Annotated in this window: 13 protein-coding genes; 9 read left to right on the top strand and 4 right to left on the bottom strand. The window is 75.2% G+C overall.

Features of this window, described 5'->3' with window-relative positions:
* Window positions 1–640 precede the first annotated feature (640 nt).
* Window positions 641–1,921, bottom strand: coding sequence for an alpha-hydroxy-acid oxidizing protein (locus tag CHB94_RS22920; RefSeq protein WP_089338888.1), 1,281 nt, complete (start codon window positions 1,919–1,921; stop codon window positions 641–643).
* A 313-nt stretch (window positions 1,922–2,234) separates the two neighbouring features.
* On the opposite strand from CHB94_RS22920, the gene CHB94_RS25465 reads away from it, so the two are divergent.
* From CHB94_RS25465 to CHB94_RS22965, 9 genes are all read left to right on the top strand, one after another.
* On the top strand, window positions 2,235–3,218 hold the full coding sequence (locus CHB94_RS25465) for a hypothetical protein (RefSeq protein WP_089338864.1): 984 nt from the start codon (window positions 2,235–2,237) through the stop codon (window positions 3,216–3,218).
* A gap of 25 nt (window positions 3,219–3,243) precedes the next feature.
* Complete coding sequence (locus tag CHB94_RS22930; protein WP_089338865.1) at window positions 3,244–3,744, top strand: MarR family winged helix-turn-helix transcriptional regulator; 501 nt, start codon at window positions 3,244–3,246, stop codon at window positions 3,742–3,744.
* A gap of 94 nt (window positions 3,745–3,838) precedes the next feature.
* Window positions 3,839–5,338: an HAD-IIIA family hydrolase gene (locus CHB94_RS22935; protein WP_089338866.1), complete on the top strand. Its 1,500-nt coding sequence runs from the start codon at window positions 3,839–3,841 to the stop codon at window positions 5,336–5,338.
* Window positions 5,332–6,417, top strand: a complete 1,086-nt coding sequence (locus CHB94_RS22940; protein WP_089338867.1) for a glycosyltransferase family 9 protein — start codon at window positions 5,332–5,334, stop codon at window positions 6,415–6,417. The genes CHB94_RS22935 and CHB94_RS22940 overlap by 7 nt, the downstream gene beginning before the upstream one ends.
* A complete protein-coding gene (locus CHB94_RS22945; protein ID WP_089338868.1) occupies window positions 6,414–7,406 on the top strand; it encodes a glycosyltransferase in 993 nt (330 codons plus the stop codon). Before CHB94_RS22940 ends, CHB94_RS22945 begins: the two co-directional genes overlap by 4 nt.
* A 43-nt stretch (window positions 7,407–7,449) precedes the next feature.
* On the top strand, window positions 7,450–8,658 hold the full coding sequence (locus tag CHB94_RS22950) for a glycosyltransferase (protein ID WP_089338869.1): 1,209 nt from the start codon (window positions 7,450–7,452) through the stop codon (window positions 8,656–8,658).
* A complete protein-coding gene (locus CHB94_RS22955; RefSeq protein ID WP_089338870.1) occupies window positions 8,655–9,338 on the top strand; it encodes a D-sedoheptulose-7-phosphate isomerase in 684 nt (227 codons plus the stop codon). Before CHB94_RS22950 ends, CHB94_RS22955 begins: the two co-directional genes overlap by 4 nt.
* Complete coding sequence (gene rfaE2 / locus CHB94_RS22960; RefSeq protein ID WP_089338871.1) at window positions 9,335–10,702, top strand: D-glycero-beta-D-manno-heptose 1-phosphate adenylyltransferase; 1,368 nt, start codon at window positions 9,335–9,337, stop codon at window positions 10,700–10,702. The genes CHB94_RS22955 and rfaE2 overlap by 4 nt, the downstream gene beginning before the upstream one ends.
* Complete coding sequence (locus CHB94_RS22965) at window positions 10,699–11,667, top strand: glycosyltransferase family 9 protein (RefSeq protein WP_089338872.1); 969 nt, start codon at window positions 10,699–10,701, stop codon at window positions 11,665–11,667. The genes rfaE2 and CHB94_RS22965 overlap by 4 nt, the downstream gene beginning before the upstream one ends.
* A gap of 39 nt (window positions 11,668–11,706) precedes the next feature.
* Here the strand turns inward: CHB94_RS22965 and CHB94_RS22970 are convergent, their stop codons facing one another.
* From CHB94_RS22970 to CHB94_RS22980, 3 genes are all read right to left on the bottom strand, one after another.
* Complete coding sequence (locus tag CHB94_RS22970; protein ID WP_254920874.1) at window positions 11,707–13,302, bottom strand: vWA domain-containing protein; 1,596 nt, start codon at window positions 13,300–13,302, stop codon at window positions 11,707–11,709.
* A gap of 148 nt (window positions 13,303–13,450) precedes the next feature.
* The gene (locus CHB94_RS22975; protein WP_089338874.1) at window positions 13,451–14,440 is read right to left on the bottom strand and encodes a UDP-glucuronic acid decarboxylase family protein; all 990 of its coding nucleotides are present in this window, start codon (window positions 14,438–14,440) and stop codon (window positions 13,451–13,453) included.
* 186 nt (window positions 14,441–14,626) lie between these two features.
* On the bottom strand, window positions 14,627–15,976 hold the full coding sequence (locus CHB94_RS22980; RefSeq protein ID WP_089338875.1) for an ABC transporter substrate-binding protein: 1,350 nt from the start codon (window positions 15,974–15,976) through the stop codon (window positions 14,627–14,629).
* Window positions 15,977–16,025 lie beyond the last annotated feature (49 nt).

The raw sequence follows: 16,025 nt of genomic DNA on the forward strand, positions 1-16,025 counted from the left end.
GCACCCGCGGCCGCCCAGGCCCGAGGGCATGCCGGCAACCAACGCCTGCACGACCGCTGGACCCGGCTCGCCGCGCACCACAAGAAGCACACCGTGGCCTGCGTGGCCATCGCCCGCGAACTGGCCGGCTGGTGCTGGTCCCTGGCCACCCTGCCCGACACCTGACCACCGGAGGCGCCGGCTTGCTCCCGCCCTTCGGATGCCTGGCGCCGTCCTCGCTCGGGTCAAGGCCAAGCCCTTCGGGTGGCCTGCGGCCAGCCTTGACCCCGGCTGCGGGCGACGCCGCAGGGCAGCGGAGCGGAAGCAACCCGACCCAACACCATCCACCACAGACCTGGCTCGAGTAGGCCACCGACGGGCAGCAGCGCGAGGGGCCTGACCGGCGATTCGGCTGTGAGCCACCCGTCGACCCACCACACCGATCGACGACGTGACGCTCGACCTCAGACACGCCGAAGCGCCCCTGCCGAACGCCGTCCTGCGGTGACCAACCCGCGCATATCAGCATCGACCGCGCGTCGCACCGACACGCCCACCCCGTCACCACGCCGACTCAAGCCAGCACAAAAACGAGGCGCCGCCAGAGCAGCCAGCCCCCGGCGGCGCCCCGCCACGCCCTCTTGACAGGCGACCTCACATATCAGCCGACGCGGCGCAGGACATCGGGGGAGAGCTGGTCGACGGCGGTGTGCCCGGTCAGCCCCAGAGTTAGGTCGAACTCCCCGAGGACGTCGGAGACGACCTGCCGGACGCCTTCCTCCCCGGCCAGCGCAAGCCCCCACGCGAACGGCCGGCCGAGCAGCACCGCCCGGGCGCCGAGCGCCACGGCGGTGAAGACGTCGGCGCCGCTGCGGATGCCGCTGTCCAGCAGGACCGGGGCGCGGCCGGCGACCGCACCGACGATCTCCGGCAGCGCGTCGAGGGCGGAGATCGAGCGGTCGACCTGACGGCCGCCGTGCGTGCTGACGACGACGCCGTCCACCCCCTCGTCCAGGGCCCGGCGGGCGTCGTCGGGGTGCAGCACGCCCTTGAGCAGGATCGGCAGCCGCGTCCTCGACCGCAGCCAGGCGAGGTCCTCCCAGGTGATCGACGGCCGGGAGTAGATGCCGAGGAACGTCTCGACGGCGGCCCGGGGGAGCGGTGACCTCAGGTTCTCGCGGAACGATCCCGGCCAGGCCTTTGCCATGCCGACCAGCGCCCGGACCGCGGCCGGCGTCGGCCGGGGCTGCGGCTCCTTCGGCCCGCCCGCGGCCACCTTCTCCGCGACCAGGCGCCGGAAGACCGGGTCGGAGGTGTACTGGGCGATCCCCTTGCCCAGCGCGAACGGCAGGTGCCCGAGGTCGAGGTCGCGCGGCCGCCAGCCGAGCATCGTGGTGTCGAGGGTGACCACGACGGCGTCGCAGCCGGCCGCCTCCGCCCGGCCGACCAGGCTCTCGACCAGCTCGTCGGAGGTCGACCAGTACAGCTGGAACCAGCGCGGGGCGTCCCCCATCGCGGCCGCGCAGTCCTCCATGGAGACCGAGGCCTGGTTGGAGAAGACCATCGGTACGCCGGCCGACGCCGCGGCCCGTGCCACCGCGAGGTCGGCGTCCCGGTGCACCAGCTCCAGCGCCCCGACCGGACCGAGCAGCAGCGGTGCGGGGAGCGCGCGGCCGAAGAGCTCGACGGAGGAGTCCCGGGCGCTCACGTCCCGCAGCACCCGCGGGACCACGGCCCATCGGTCGAACGCCGCCCGGTTGGCCCGCTGGGTCACCTCGTCGCCGGCGCCGCCCGCGACGTAGGCGTAGGCCCGCGCGTTCAGCGCCTGCTTCGCGCGGGCCTGCAGCGCCCGGGGGGCGACCGGCACCCGCGGCGAGTGCCCGTAGACGCCGGCCCGGTAGACCTCGTTCTGCCGACGACGGCCGGTCCCTGCTCCATCCACGCAGGTCACCGTAGTGACCCCCGTCTCACGCCTCCGCCGACGCCTCCTGCTCCGGGTGCACGGCCCGGCCGGTCCGGTGGTCGACCGGGCGCCCGATTCTCGACACGCCGTACCGACACGCCCGACTCGCGCGTAACGGGCTGGCAACGAACTGTCACTTCCGTCATCATCGGGTACGAAGCAGCACTGCAATGGGGGAGCACGTATCAGCACCACCCAGTGGCCCGTCGCCGAACGATCGGCGACGCCGGCCCGCCCTTCTCGTCCGGCCGGTCTCCTCACGGGTCTCGTCGTCCTCCTCCTCGGTGTCGCGGTGGCCACTGCGGCGCCGGCCGCCGCGATCGACGACCCCACCCGCCCCGATGCGCGGGTCACCCACGGCCCCAGCTGCCGCCCGGGCGGTCTGGTCGTCGAGGTGACGGCGGGCACCGCTCCCTACGCCGTCCGCCTCGCGACCACGCGCACGCCGACCGGTGAGGACGAGGCGGTCCTCCAGCCCGGGGAGACGGTGGTCCTCCGCAGCGGCGACGTCGCCCACGGCGAGACGATCGACGGCCGGCTCGAGTACTCCGCCCGTGACGGCTCGGGGACCGCGTACACCGACGAGCTCGACGAGTACAGCTTCACCCGGCCCGCCCGGGAGGACTGCGACGCCGTCGCCGCGCCGACCACGCCCGAGCCGAGCCCGTGGACGACGCCGTCCCCCACCCCCGAGTCCGGCGCAGCCCCCGGCGGCAGCGCCGGCTCGGGTCAGGCGCCGGCTCCGGGCACGGCCTCGACCACCCCCGCGCCGACCGAGGAACCACGCTCCTCCGGCTCGGCCCCGCCCCCGCCCGCGCCCGCGCCCGCGCCCACGCCCGCGCCCGCGCCCACGCCCGCCGACGGCAGCAGCGCACCGCCGACGCGCCAGGTCAGCGCCGGGGGGAGCGTGGTCCTGCAGGCCCGCGGCTTCCTGCCCGGCGAGCGGGTCACCATCCAGCTCCGTGACAGCGGCACGTTCCTCGGCACGGCCACCGCCGGCCCCGACGGCTCGGTCGAGGCCGACGTCCGTATCCCGGGCGGCACCGCTGCCGGCCGGACGACGGTGAACCTGGTGGGCAGCGACTCGGCCCTCGTCGCCGAGGTCGACGTGCAGGTGGCCGGGGCCGAACGGCCGGTGACCGGTGACGGCTGGGCGGACGTCGTGGCGCTGACCGCCGCCGCCGTCGCCCTCGTCGGCAGCGTCGCCGGGCTGGTCTCCGTCGCCGCCGCCCAGCGGACCGCGGGGCGGCGGCACGCGCGCATCAGGAGCGCTTGAGCGCGCTTTCGGCGACGATGGTGGCGTGCCCCGCCCCGACGATGCGCTCGCCCGGGGTGTTCCCCGGGACGCCGGCGCGATCCCGGGGGCCGCGCCCCGCCCCGCCGAGACCTGGCTGCGCATCGTGCAGGTGCACGACCGGATCACCCGGCGCGTCGACTCCGCCCTGCATCTGCAGCACGACCTCTCCCTCACCGGATTCGAGGCGCTGCGCCGGCTGGCCGAATCCCCGGGGGAGCGGGCGAGCATGGGTGATCTCGCCGAGGCGCTCGGACTCTCCCGCGCCGGCGTCACCAGCACGGTGAACCGCCTCGTCGCCGAGGGCCTGGTGCTCCGCGAGCGGGGTGCGGGCGACCGCCGGCTCCTGCACGCCCGGCTCACCCCGGCCGGCCGGCAGCGGGTGGAGCAGGCGGTCGGGACGCATGACGATCTCGTCGCTCACCTGCTGAGTCTGCTCGGCGACGACGCGCCCGTGGTCACCGACGCGCTCGCCCGGGTGTCGGCTGCCACCCGCTCCCGGCGCTGACCGCTGCGCACCGACGGTCGGCGTGGCCGCGCGGCCGGCAAAAGCTTCAAGCCCGTAGTGTTTCTGGCCGGACACGACCGGGCAGGAGGCGATCATGTCCGGGGTACTGGAGAGGAGCAGCGTCGTCGTGCCGACCATCGGTCGGCCGTCGCTCGACGTGCTCCTGGACGCCCTCGCCGCGGCCCCCGGACCGCGGCCCGCGGAGCTGATCCTCGTCGACGACCGACCGGGCGGCAGCCCCCTGCGGCCCGAACGTCCCGGCCTTCCCCCGGTCCGCGTCGTGCGCACCGGTGGCGGCGGCCCGGCGCGGGCCCGCAACCTCGGCTGGCGCACCGCCCGCACCGAGTGGATCGCCTTCCTCGACGACGACGTCGTCCCGGACCGCGACTGGTACCAGCGGCTCGCGGAGGACCTGGCCGACCTGGGAGCCGACGTCGCGGGCAGCCAGGGCCGGGTGCGGGTCCCCCTGCCCGACGACCGGCGCCCCACCGACTGGGAGCGCGGCACCGCGGGCCTGGCCACCAGCAGCTGGATCACCGCCGACTTTGCGTACCGCCGTGCCGCACTGGCGGCCGTCGGGGGCTTCGACGAGCGCTTTCCCCGAGCCTTCCGTGAGGACTCCGACCTGGCGCTGCGGGTGATGGACACCGGTGCCCGGCTGGTCCGGGGCCAGCGGTGGATCACCCACCCGGTGCGGCCGGCCGACCGCTGGATCAGCGTCCGCGTGCAGGCCGGCAACGCCGACGACGTCCTGATGCGTCGGCTGCACGGGCCGGACTGGCGGACGCGGGCCGACGCCGCGCTGGGCCGGCGCCCGGGGCACACCGCGGTGACCGCAGCCGCACTCGCGGCGATCGGGTTCGCCGCTGCGCGGAAGCCGCGCGCCGCGGCGCTCGCGGCCGCGGGCTGGCTGGCCGGGACGGCGGAATTCGCCTGGGCCCGGATCGCACCCGGTCCTCGCACGAGGGCCGAAGTGGCCACGATGGCCGCCACCAGCGCGCTGATCCCGCCGCTGGCGACCTGGCACTGGCTGCGTGGCGTCGTACGGCACCGGCGCGTGCCGAGCTGGCGCGGCCTGCCCGACCTCGTGCTCTTCGATCGCGACGGCACCCTGGTCCACGACTTCCCCTACAACGGCGACCCCGACTGGGTCCGGCCGGTCGACGGTGCCGAGGAGGCGCTGGACCGGCTGCGGGCACGGGGGGTACGGGTCGGCGTGGTGAGCAACCAGTCCGGTGTCGCGCGCGGACTGATCACCCGCGAGCAGGTCGACGCCTGCATGGCCCGGCTGGCCGAGCTGCTCGGTCCGTTCGACATCGTCCAGGTCTGCCCGCACGGCCCCGACGACGGCTGCGACTGCCGCAAGCCGGCCCCCGGGATGGTGAAGTCCGCGTGCGCGGAACTCGACGTCACCCCCGCGCGCTGCGTCGTCATCGGTGACATCGGTGCCGACGTCGAGGCCGCCGCGGCCGCGGGCGCCGTCGGGATCCTGGTGCCGACGCCGGTCACCCGCCGCGAGGAGGTCGCCGCGGCCGGGCACCGCGCGCGGACGCTGACCGCCGCGGTCGACGACGTCCTGGCGGGGAGATGGTGAGCGAGCTGGCGAGCCGCACCGTGCTCGTCGCCCGGCTGGACAACGCCGGCGACGTCCTGCTGCAGGGCCCGATGGTGCGGGCGGTCGCCGCCGGAGCCGACCGCGTCGTGTTCCTGGCCGGCCCGGCCGGCGCGGAGGCCGCCGGGCTGCTGCCCGGGGTGGACGAGGTCTGGACCTGGCGCTGCCCCTGGATCCTCGGGAAGCCCCCGCCGGTCGACGCCGACGACCTCGCCGAACTGACCGACCGCGTGCGTGCCCTGGCGCCGGACGAGGCCGTCATCTCCACGTCGTTCCACCAGTCGCCCCTCCCGCTCGCGCTCCTGCTGCGCGCCGCCGGGGTCCCCCGGATCTCGGCGATCAGCGTCGACTACCCGGGCTCGCTGCTCGACGTCCGCCACCGCGTGGACGACGACCTCCCGGAGCCGGAGCGGGCACTCTCCCTGGCCCACGCCGCCGGGTTCGAGCTGCCCGCGGGCGACGACGGGCGGCTCGCCGTGCGGCGCCCACTGCCGCGCGTCGACCACGAGCCGGGCTACGTCGTCCTCCATCCGGGGGCGTCGGTGCCGGCCCGGGCATGGCCGGAGGAGCGGTGCGCGGAGACCGTCGAGGCGCTCACCGCCCTCGGGCACCGGGTGCTGGTCACCGGGGGCCCGGGGGAGAAGGCGCTCACGGCCGCCGTCGCCGGCTCCGCCGGCACCGACCTCGGCGGGGCCACGACCCTGCCGGAGATGGCGGCGCTGCTCGACGGCGCGGCGGCCCTGGTCGTCGGCAACACCGGCCCGGCGCACCTCGCCGCCGCGGTGGGGACGCCGGTGGTCTCGTTGTTCGCGCCCGTCGTGCCCGCCGCGCGGTGGGCCCCCTACGGGGTGCCCACCGTGCTGCTCGGTGACCAGTCCGCCCCCTGCCGCGACACCCGGGCACGCGAGTGCCCGGTGCCCGGCCATCCCTGTCTGACCTCGGTGACCGCGCAGGACGTCGTCGCCGCGGTCGGCACGCTCGTCACGATCCGACAGCCGGCCGTTCCCCGGACCCCCGTCGCAACGGGCGAGGCGGCGTCGACACTCCGGGGGAGAACGTGAACATCCTGGTCTGGCACGTGCACGGCTCCTGGACGACGGCGTTCGTCCAGGGCCCCCACGACTACCTGCTGCCGGTGGTGCCCGGCCCGGGGGGACGGCGGAGCCCCGACGGGCTCGGTCGCGCCCGTACCTGGGACTGGCCGGCGGCGGCCCGTGAGGTGACCCCCGAGGCCCTGCGCGAGGAGCAGATCGACGTCGTCGTCCTCCAGCGCACCCGCGATCTGGAGCTCGTGCGCGAGTGGCTGGGCCGTGAGCCGGGCCGCGACCTGCCCGCGGTCTTCCTCGAGCACAACGCACCGGGCCTGGAGCCCGGCGACGGGCCGATCCCGCACACCCGGCACCCGATGGCCGACCGCGACGACATCCCGATCGCGCACGTCACCCACTTCAACCGGCTCTTCTACGACAACGGCCGCGCTCCGACGACCGTCATCGAGCACGGCATCGTCGACCCGGGGGAGCGCTACACCGGCGAGCTGGCGCGGGCCGCCGTCGTCGTCAACGAGCCGGTCCGCCGCGGGCGGACCACCGGCGGTGACCTGCTGCCCGGCCTCGCCGCGGTCGCGCCGGTCGACGTCTTCGGCATGGGGCTGTCGGGGCTGCACGAGGCGTACGGGCTGGACCCCGACCGCGTCGCGCTGCACGACGACCCGCCCCAGGCGGCCATGCACGCCGAGCTCGCCCGCCGCCGGGTCTACGTCCACCCCGTGCGCTGGACCTCCCTGGGACTGTCGCTGCTGGAGGCCATGCACCTGGGCCTGCCGGTGGTCGGGCTGGCCACCACCGAGGCCGTCGAGGCGGTCCCGGCCGACGCCGGCGTGCTGTCCACGCGGCCGGAGCGGCTGTGGGAGGCGGTCCGGCACTTCATGGCGGACGAGGACGCCGCCCGGCTGGCCGGCAAGGCGGCCCGCGCGGCAGCGCTGGAGCGCTACGGGCTCGACCGGTTCCTGACCGACTGGGACCACCTTCTGCGGGAGGTGGTCCGGTGACCGTCCGGTTCACGGCCTGCATCTGCTCGTGGGAGGTGGCGCGATGAGGATCGACCTGGTCAGCGAGCACGCCAGCCCCCTGGCCGCGATCGGCGGGGTGGACGCCGGCGGGCAGAACGTGCACGTCGCCGCCCTGGCCGCGGGCCTGGCCCGGCGCGGCCATGACGTCACCGTGCACACCCGCCGGGACGACGAGTCGCTGCCCGAGCGGGTGGTGACCCAGGACGGCTACAACGTGGCGCACGTCCCCGCCGGTCCACCACGGGAGCTGGCCAAGGACGAGCTGCTCCCGCACATGACCGAGTTCGCGAGTGTGCTCCGCGAGCAGTGGACCGCCGCGCCGCCCGACGTCGTGCACGCGCACTTCTGGATGAGCGGGTTGGCCGCTGTCGAGGCCGCCGCGGGCCTCCCGACGCCGGTGCTGCAGACCTTCCACGCCCTCGGGTCGGTCAAGCGCCGGCACCAGGGGGCGGCCGACACGTCCCCGCCGAACCGGATCGACCTCGAACGGGGGCTGTGCCGGGACGTCGACCACGTCGTCGCCACCTGCTCCGACGAGGTGTTCGAGCTGCGTCGGCTCGGGTTGCCCCACGACCGCGCCACGATCGTGCCGTGCGGGGTGGACACGTCGGTCTTCACGCCCCGGGGGCCGGTGGCCGAGCGCACCGACCGCCGGCGGCTGCTCGTCCTGGGCCGGCTGGTCGAGCGCAAGGGGCAGGACGACGCGGTCCGGGCGCTGCGCGCGGTCCCGGACGCCGAACTGGTCGTGGTCGGCGGCCCGCCGGCCGACGCCGTCGACGCCGACCCCGAGGTGCGCCGGCTGCGGGCCATCGCCCTCGAGGAAGGCGTGGCCGACCGGCTGGTCTTCGCGGGTGCGGTGCCGCGGGCCGACGTCCCGGCGTGGGTGCGCTCGGCCGACGTCGTCCTCGCCGTCCCCTGGTACGAGCCGTTCGGCATCACCCCGCTGGAGGCCATGGCCTGTGGCCGGCCGGTGGTGGCCACCGCCGTCGGCGGCCTGGTCGACACCGTGGTCGGGGGGGTCACCGGCGAGCTCGTGCCCCCGCGCGACCCCGCCCGCCTGGGCGAGGTCCTCGCCGCGCTGCTCGCCGACGACGAGCGCCGCGCGTCCTACGGCGCCGCCGGGGTGCGCCGCGCCCGGGCCCGTTACCGGTGGAGCCGTGTCGTCGCGGACACCGAGACCGTCTACCGGCAGGCCGTCGCTCGCCGGTCTCTCGTGGAGGTCGCCCGATGAGCGTCACACCCCATTCGTTCTTCGAGAACGTCACTGCTGAGGTGCCGGCGCCCGACACCTGCACGCACCTGACCGGGCAGGACCACGTGACCTCGCTGACGGCGGCGCTGGCGTCGGTGACCGCGCAGGTCGACGTCCTCGACCGCTGGGGGCGGCTGCTGGCCGACGTGCTCTGCGGCTCGGGGCGGGGCCGCCTGCTCGCCGCGGGCAACGGCGGCAGCGCCGCCCAGGCACAGCACCTCACCGCCGAGCTGGTGGGCCGCTACCGCGCCGATCGGCCACCGTTCTCCGCGATCTGCCTCACCGCCGAGACCTCGAGCCTCACCGCCATCGCCAACGACTACCCGGCCGACGAGCTGTTCGCCCGGCAGGTCGAGGCGCACGGCCGGGCCGGCGACGTGCTGGTGCTGCTGTCCACGTCGGGGCGCAGTCCGAACGCCGTCGCCGCCGCCCGCCGGGCCCGCGAGTGCGGCATCACCGTGCTGGCGCTCACCGGGCCGGCTCCCAACCCGCTCGCCGCGGCCGCCGACGACGCGGTCTGCATCGACTCGCCGTGGACGGCCACGGTGCAGGAGTGCCACCTGGTGGCGCTGCACCTGGTGTGTGCCGCGTTCGACGCCGCCGTGCTGGCCCCGCCGGCGCGGGTCCCGGCCGGCCCCACCCTCGGGACGGCTTCGTGAAGGGGCCGCTGGTGGTCGTCGGCGACGCGCTGCTCGACGTCGACCTGGTGGGCACGTCGTCACGGCTCACTCCGGACGCGCCCGTGCCCGTGGTCGAGGACGTGGAGACCCGTGAGCGTCCCGGGGGCGCCGCACTGGCCGCGGTCATCGCGGCGGCCGCCACCTCCCGGGAGGTGGTGCTCGTCGCGCCGATCGACACCGACGACGGCGCCGCCCGGCTGCGGTCCCTGCTCGACGGCCGGGTGCGGCTGGTCCCGATCCCGGCGACCGGCGGAACCGCGGTCAAGCAGCGGGTGCGGGTGGGCGACCACTCCGTCGTCCGGATCGACAGCGGCTCCCCGGTCGCGACGCTGGGTCCCCTCCCGGAGGAGGCGGCCGCGGTCATCCGGGACGCCGCCGCCGTGCTCGTCGCCGACTACGGCCGGGGGACGACGTCCGCTGCGGAGGTCCGCACCGCGCTGGCCGCCGCCCGCGGCCCGGTCGTCTGGGACCCGCACCCCCGTGGTGCGGACCCGGTGCCCAACGCCCGCCTGGTCACCCCGAACGGCGCCGAGGCCGCCCGCGTCGCCGCCGACGTGCCCGGCGACGGCCAGGGGCTGGCCGCCGTCGGTGCGCGGGCCGAGGCCCTGATCCGGCAGTGGGGCGTGGGCGCGGTCGCGGTGACGCTGGGCCCGCGGGGGGCGCTGCTCTCCTACGGCGAGGGCGCCCCCATGGTGGTGCCGGCCGTGGCGGTCACCGGCGGGGACCCGTGCGGTGCCGGTGACTCGTTCGCGGCCGCCGCGGCGCTCGCGCTGGCCGACGGCGCGGTGACCGGCGAGGCGGTCGCGGCGGCGGTCGCGGCGGCGTCGTCGTTCGTCGCCCGCGGCGGGGCGACCGCGTGGGACACCGATGTCAGCCCGGAGCACCCGGCACCGGCGTCGTCGGTCGAGGCGCTCATGGCCCGCGTGCGGGCGTCCGGCGGCACGGTCGTGGCCACCGGCGGCTGCTTCGACCTGCTGCACCCGGGTCACGTCGCGACGCTGCGGGCCGCCCGCGGGCTCGGCGACTGCCTGATCGTGTGCATCAACTCCGACGCCTCGGTCCGCCGGCTCAAGGGCCCGTCCCGGCCGCTGGTCACCGCGGCCGACCGGGCGCGGGTGCTCGAGGCCCTGGAGTTCGTCGACGCCGTCGTCGTGTTCGAGGAGGACACCCCGGCCGAGGTCCTCGACCGGCTGCGCCCCGACGTGTGGGCCAAGGGAGGCGACTACGCCGGCGCCGACCTGCCCGAGGCCGCGGTGCTGCGGACGTGGGGCGGCCAGGCCGTCGTCCTCCCCTACCTGGACGGTCACTCGACGACGGCGCTGGTCGAGCGCTCCCGCGTATGAAAGGACCACCTCGCCCCCCTGCGAGGCGGCCGACAGCCGTCGTCCTCCGGCCGCTGGGGCTCGGGGACCTCCTGACCGGTGTCCCGGCCCTCCGCGCCGTCCGGGCGGCCGTCCCGGACCACCGGCTGGTGCTCGCCACGACGACGGCGCTGGAACCTCTCGCGCGGCTGATCGAGGCCGTCGACGAGGTGCTGCCCGCCCGCGAGCTGGAACCCCTCGACTGGACCGGCCCACCGCCGGAGCTCGCCGTCGACCTGCACGGCAAGGGCCCCGCGTCGCACGTGATCGTCGCCGACCTGGAGCCGGCGCGGCTGCTCACCTTCGACAGCCCGGGCTATCCGGGGCCGACCTGGTACGCCGACGAGCACGAGGTGCACCGCTGGTGCCGGCTGGTCTCGGAGGGGCTGGGTGTGGCCGCTGATCCGGACGCCCTCGACCTCGCCGTCCCCGCCGTGCCGCCGCCGGTCGCCGGCGCGGCGGTCGTCCACCCGGGCGCGGCCTATCCGGGACGGCGCTGGCCGCCGGAGCGGTTCGCCGCCGTTGCCCGGCACCTGGCCGACCGGGGCCTCGACGTGCGGATCACCGGCGGTCCGGCCGAGGTGGCGCTGGCCGCCACGGTCGCGGAACGCGCCGGACTGGGGGCGGGCGCGGTCCTCGCCGGCCGGACGACGTCCCTGGAGCTCGCCGCGGTGATCGCCGCCGCCCGGGTGGTGGTCAGCGGGGACACCGGTGTCGCCCACCTCGCGACCGCCTACCGCCGTCCGTCGGTGGTGCTGTTCGGGCCGGTGTCGCCGGCACTCTGGGGGCCGCCGTCCCGGGACGGGCGGGGAGGGCCGCTGCACGTCGTCCTCTGGCACGGGGACGGCACCGGCGACCCCTGGGGTACCGAGCTCGACCCGGCGCTCGCGACGATCACCGTCGACGAGGTGACCACCGCTCTCGACGCCCTGCTCGGCCGCAGCTGACACATTCCGAGGAGTTCCGCGGGGGTGCCCCGGCCAGGGCTACCCGCGCTGACGGAGGGCGTCGAAGAGGACCGTCCGCAGGTCGCCGGGGTCCACCGCCGAGTAGGCCGCGCCCCCGGTCGCCTCGGCGATCTGCTCGAGCGCCTCCAGGTCGGCGTCCGGGCCGAGCGCGACGCCGATGACCTTGATGGGCCGCTCCGGGTTGGCCTCGCTGCGCAGGGTCTGCAGCAGCTGGTCCAGCGCGATGCCCGCGTCGTCGTCCTCGTTGGTCCCGTCGGTGAGCACGAGGACGCTGTTGACGGCGGTGGGGTCGTAGTCCTCCCGCGCCGCACGGACGGCGTCCAGCGTCGTGTCGTAGAGCCCCGTGCCGCCGGGCGTCAGCCGCCCGGGGATGCTGTCGAGCTGCTCGTCGAGAACCTCGCGCTGCGGGCGGCCCCCCACGTCGGCATCCAGCTCCCGGGTGGGCACCAGCTCGACCCAGTCCTGACCGGCATCGAGCTGGTAGGCGAACGTCCAGAGGCCGAGAGCGAAGTCGCCCGGTACCAGGGAGAGGGTCGCCTTGGCCGCGTCCCGGGCGAGGGTCGCGCGGGTCCCGTTGCCGACCGAGGCCTCCATGGACGCCGACACGTCGAAGGCGGCGAGGATCCGGGACGGCGCCGCCAGGCTGGACAGCCGTGCCACGAGCGTCTGCACGCCGGCCGGATCCAGCCGGAGAGCCGAGGGCGCCGCCTCCTGGATTCCGGTGTCCTCACCGGCATCCGGGGGTGCGCTGCCGTCCTGATCGCGGAAGCCCGCGTCGTGAGTGGCCTTGCGCGCGGCCTCCGACGTCAGGACCTCCGCCGTCGCGGCCGCGGCGGCGTCCTCCTCGCCGGCAGAGCCGACCCGCACGACCGGATAGTCCAGCGACGGGCTGCCCTCACCGGGGTAGACCGCGACGAGGGAGGAGTTCTCGGCGTCCCGGTTGGCGGCGTACACCTCCTGCTCGCTCACGGGGACCAGCGGCGCCTCTGCCCCGCCTGCCATGCCTGCGGCCAGGGCCTCGGAGGGCGACACCACCGGCCCCCGCGCGGCGGCGAGCACCGCCTGGACGACGGCGTTGTCGGCGTCCTCGCCCCCGCCGAGGGCGGTCCGCACGGCGCTGAGCGCGGACAGGCCCTCGGCGCTGGTCGCGAGATCGGGGACGGCCAGCGCCTGCTGACCGGCCAGTGCCTGGCCCCAGCCCGGTGCCGACGCGGTCCAGCCCAGGGACTCGACCGCGTCCCGGCTGGTGGCCAGCACGACGGGTGAGGTGGCCATCGAGCCCACCGTCTCCAGGGGCGCGTCACCGGCACGGGCGACCCACAGCGAGGGGTCGGGTACCCACACGTCGGGCAGGGCATCGGCCTCGAGCGCCGCCAGGTCACCGACGGTCTGCAGCGGTTCCCGTGCCGTCACGTCGGCCAGGGCGCAGACGCCGCCGTCCAGCTCGATGGGGTCGGCCAGGAGCTCCTCGACGAGCCCTCCCAGCTCCGGTGCGACCGTCACGCCGACGGTTCGGCGGGTCTCGCACGCCTCGGCGGCGGTCAGCCACCAGACCAGCCCACCGACCACCAGGAGGACGGCGACGACGCCGGCGGCGATCAGGCGGAGGGGCACACTACGGCGCGGGGCAGTGGGATCGGCGTGGCGGCCCATGCTCGCTCTCTGTGGTAGACGCGGGGGGATGGCGGCCCCCCCGAGTCCGCGACCACAGCCTAGTCGTCACGCCCCTCCGTTGCCACGGTTCGGAGTCAGCCCATGACGCTCAGCCAGCGCGGGCGGCCGACACCTCTCGCCGGGCGGCGAACCACTCGACCGTCCGGCGCAGGCCTTCCTCCGACGTCACCGTCGGCCGCCAGCCCAGCAGCTGCTCGGCGCGGGTGGTGTCGGGACGACGGACCTTCGGGTCGTCCACCGGCAGGTCGATGAACTCGACCGCCGACTCCGACCCGGTGAGCTCGGCGATCCACTGGGCCAGCCGCAGCATCGACAGCTCGTCGGGGTTGCCGATGTTGACCGGCCCCGCATGCGGGGAGAAGGCCATCGCCAGGATGCCGCGGACGGTGTCGTCGACGAAGCAGATGGAGCGGGTCTGCGAGCCGTCCCCGGCGACGGTCAGCGGACGTCCCTCGAGCGCCTGGCCGATGAACGCGGGGATGGCACGGCCGTCGTCGGGGCGCATCCGCGGTCCGTAGGTGTTGAAGATCCGCACGATGCCGGTGTCGGTGCCCTTCGACGTCCGGTAGGCGGTGGTCATGGCCTCGCTGAAGCGCTTGGCCTCGTCGTAGACCCCGCGGGGGCCGACGGGGTTGACGTTGCCCCAGTACTCCTCGTCCTGGGGGTGCCGGAGCGGGTCGCCGTACACCTCGGAGGTGGAGGCGAGCACGTAGCGGGCGCCCTTCTCGTGGGCCAGCCCCAGCGTGTGCAGGGTCCCCAGGCTGCCCACCTTGAGGGTCTCGATCGGCATCTTGAGGTAGTCCAGCGGGCTGGCCGGGGAGGCGAAGTGCAGGACGAGGTCGACCGGTCCGGGGACGTGCACGTAGTCGGTGACGTCGCAGCGGATCAGCCGGAACCCCGGATGCTCCATCAGGTGCAGCACGTTCTCCGGAGACCCGGTGAGGAAGTTGTCCAGGCAGACCACCTCGACGCCGCGGTCGAGCAGGTGCTCGCAGAGATGGGAGCCGAGGAAGCCGGCGCCGCCGGTCACCACCGCCCGCCCGATCGTCCGTGCCCCGCGTACCGGTCCCTGCGTCATTGCTTCCTCCTGGTCCGACGCGCCCTCCTGACGCGGCCCTACCCGAGGACCCATTGCCGACACTTCGGGACCGAAGTGTCCGGGAACGGCGACGGGCCGCCGGCCTCCCGAAGGAGACCGGCGGCCCGGTAAGGACCCCCTCCTGCCCACTCCTCGCAGGCTCGGAGCGGGGCCCGGGAGGGGGCCTCAGTCCACGGCCGACTCCTCGTCGGGGATGCCGTTCTGCGGGGGAGAGGCGGGCTCGCCGTCGAACTCCTCGATCTTCGCGTTGCCGATGTCGGTCACCCGGACGGGCTGGACCTCCTCGGAGCCGTTGCCGACGATGCGCTCGATCGACATGCCGCTGGTGCCCATGTGGCTGTCCGCGGAGTACCGGTACGGCGCGAACACCGGGCCCTCCCAGTCGGCACCGGCGGTCTCGATGGCCTCGACGATGCCGTCGCGGGTCGGGTTCTGGCCCGCGGCCTGCAGGGCCTGGACCGTCGTGTAGGCCTGGGACATGCCGTAGACCCGGTAGTTGGTGAGCTCACCCTCCTGCCCCGACGCCTCCCAGATCTCCTGGAACTGTTGGATCCACGGGTTGTCCGTCTGGTCCACCGTCGGCAGGTATCCGGTGGTCAGCGCGCCGTCCAGCAGGCTGGCGTCGCTCACCGCTCCCTGGGAGAAGCGGGCCAGCAGCGAGCCGACCAGCGCCGGGTCCGAACCCACGTTGGAGTAGAACCACTGCTCCGGCTGGTAGCCGAGCTGCAGCGCGGTCAGCTGCGACAGCGCCGTGTAGCTGGGCACGTTGAAGCCGACGACGAAGTCGGCCCCGGCGGCCTGCAGCTCGGAGATCTGCGGGGCGACGTTGGTGTTGCCCGGCGTGTAGCGGACCGCGGCGACGATCTGGTCGTCGATGTACTCCCGGATGCCGGCCTCGCCGTCCTCGCCGAAGTCGTCGTCCTGGAGGAAGAGACCGACCTTGGCGTCCGGGAACTCCTCGGCGATGTACTCGCCGATGATCTTGCCCTCGCTCTCGTAGTCGGTCTGCCAGCCGAAGGTGTAGGGGTTGGTCTCCGGGTCCTCCCCCCACAGCAGCGAGCCGGAGGAGACGAACAGGTCGGGCACGCCCTCGCTGTTCAGGAAGTCCAGGACGGCGCTGTGCGTCGGGGTGCCCAGACCGCCGACGATCGCGAACACCTCGTCCTCCAGCACGAGCTGGTTCACGACCTGGGTCGTGTTGGTCGGGTTGTAGGCGTCGTCGCGGTAGATGTACTCGATCTGCCGGCCGTTGACCCCGCCGTTCTCGTTGACCCAGTCGAAGTACGCCTGGACGCCGGTGGGGATCTCGCTGTAGCCGGGCGCGGCCACACCGGTCAGGGGGTAGTGGGCCCCGAGCTTGATGGAGTCCTCGGTGACGCCGATGTCGGAGGCTTCGTTCTCGCCACCGCCACCGCCGCCGCCGTCATCGTTGTTGCCGCCACCACAGGCGGCGACGGTGGAGACGACGGTGGCTGCGGCCAGGAAGGACACGAGACGTCGGGAGGATCTGGACAACAGTTCTCCTCTGATGCGGCCCGGGTGTCTGCTGCCCGGGAGTCTGATG

The organism is Blastococcus mobilis, from assembly GCF_900188025.1.
Classification (GTDB): domain Bacteria; phylum Actinomycetota; class Actinomycetes; order Mycobacteriales; family Geodermatophilaceae; genus Blastococcus_B; species Blastococcus_B mobilis.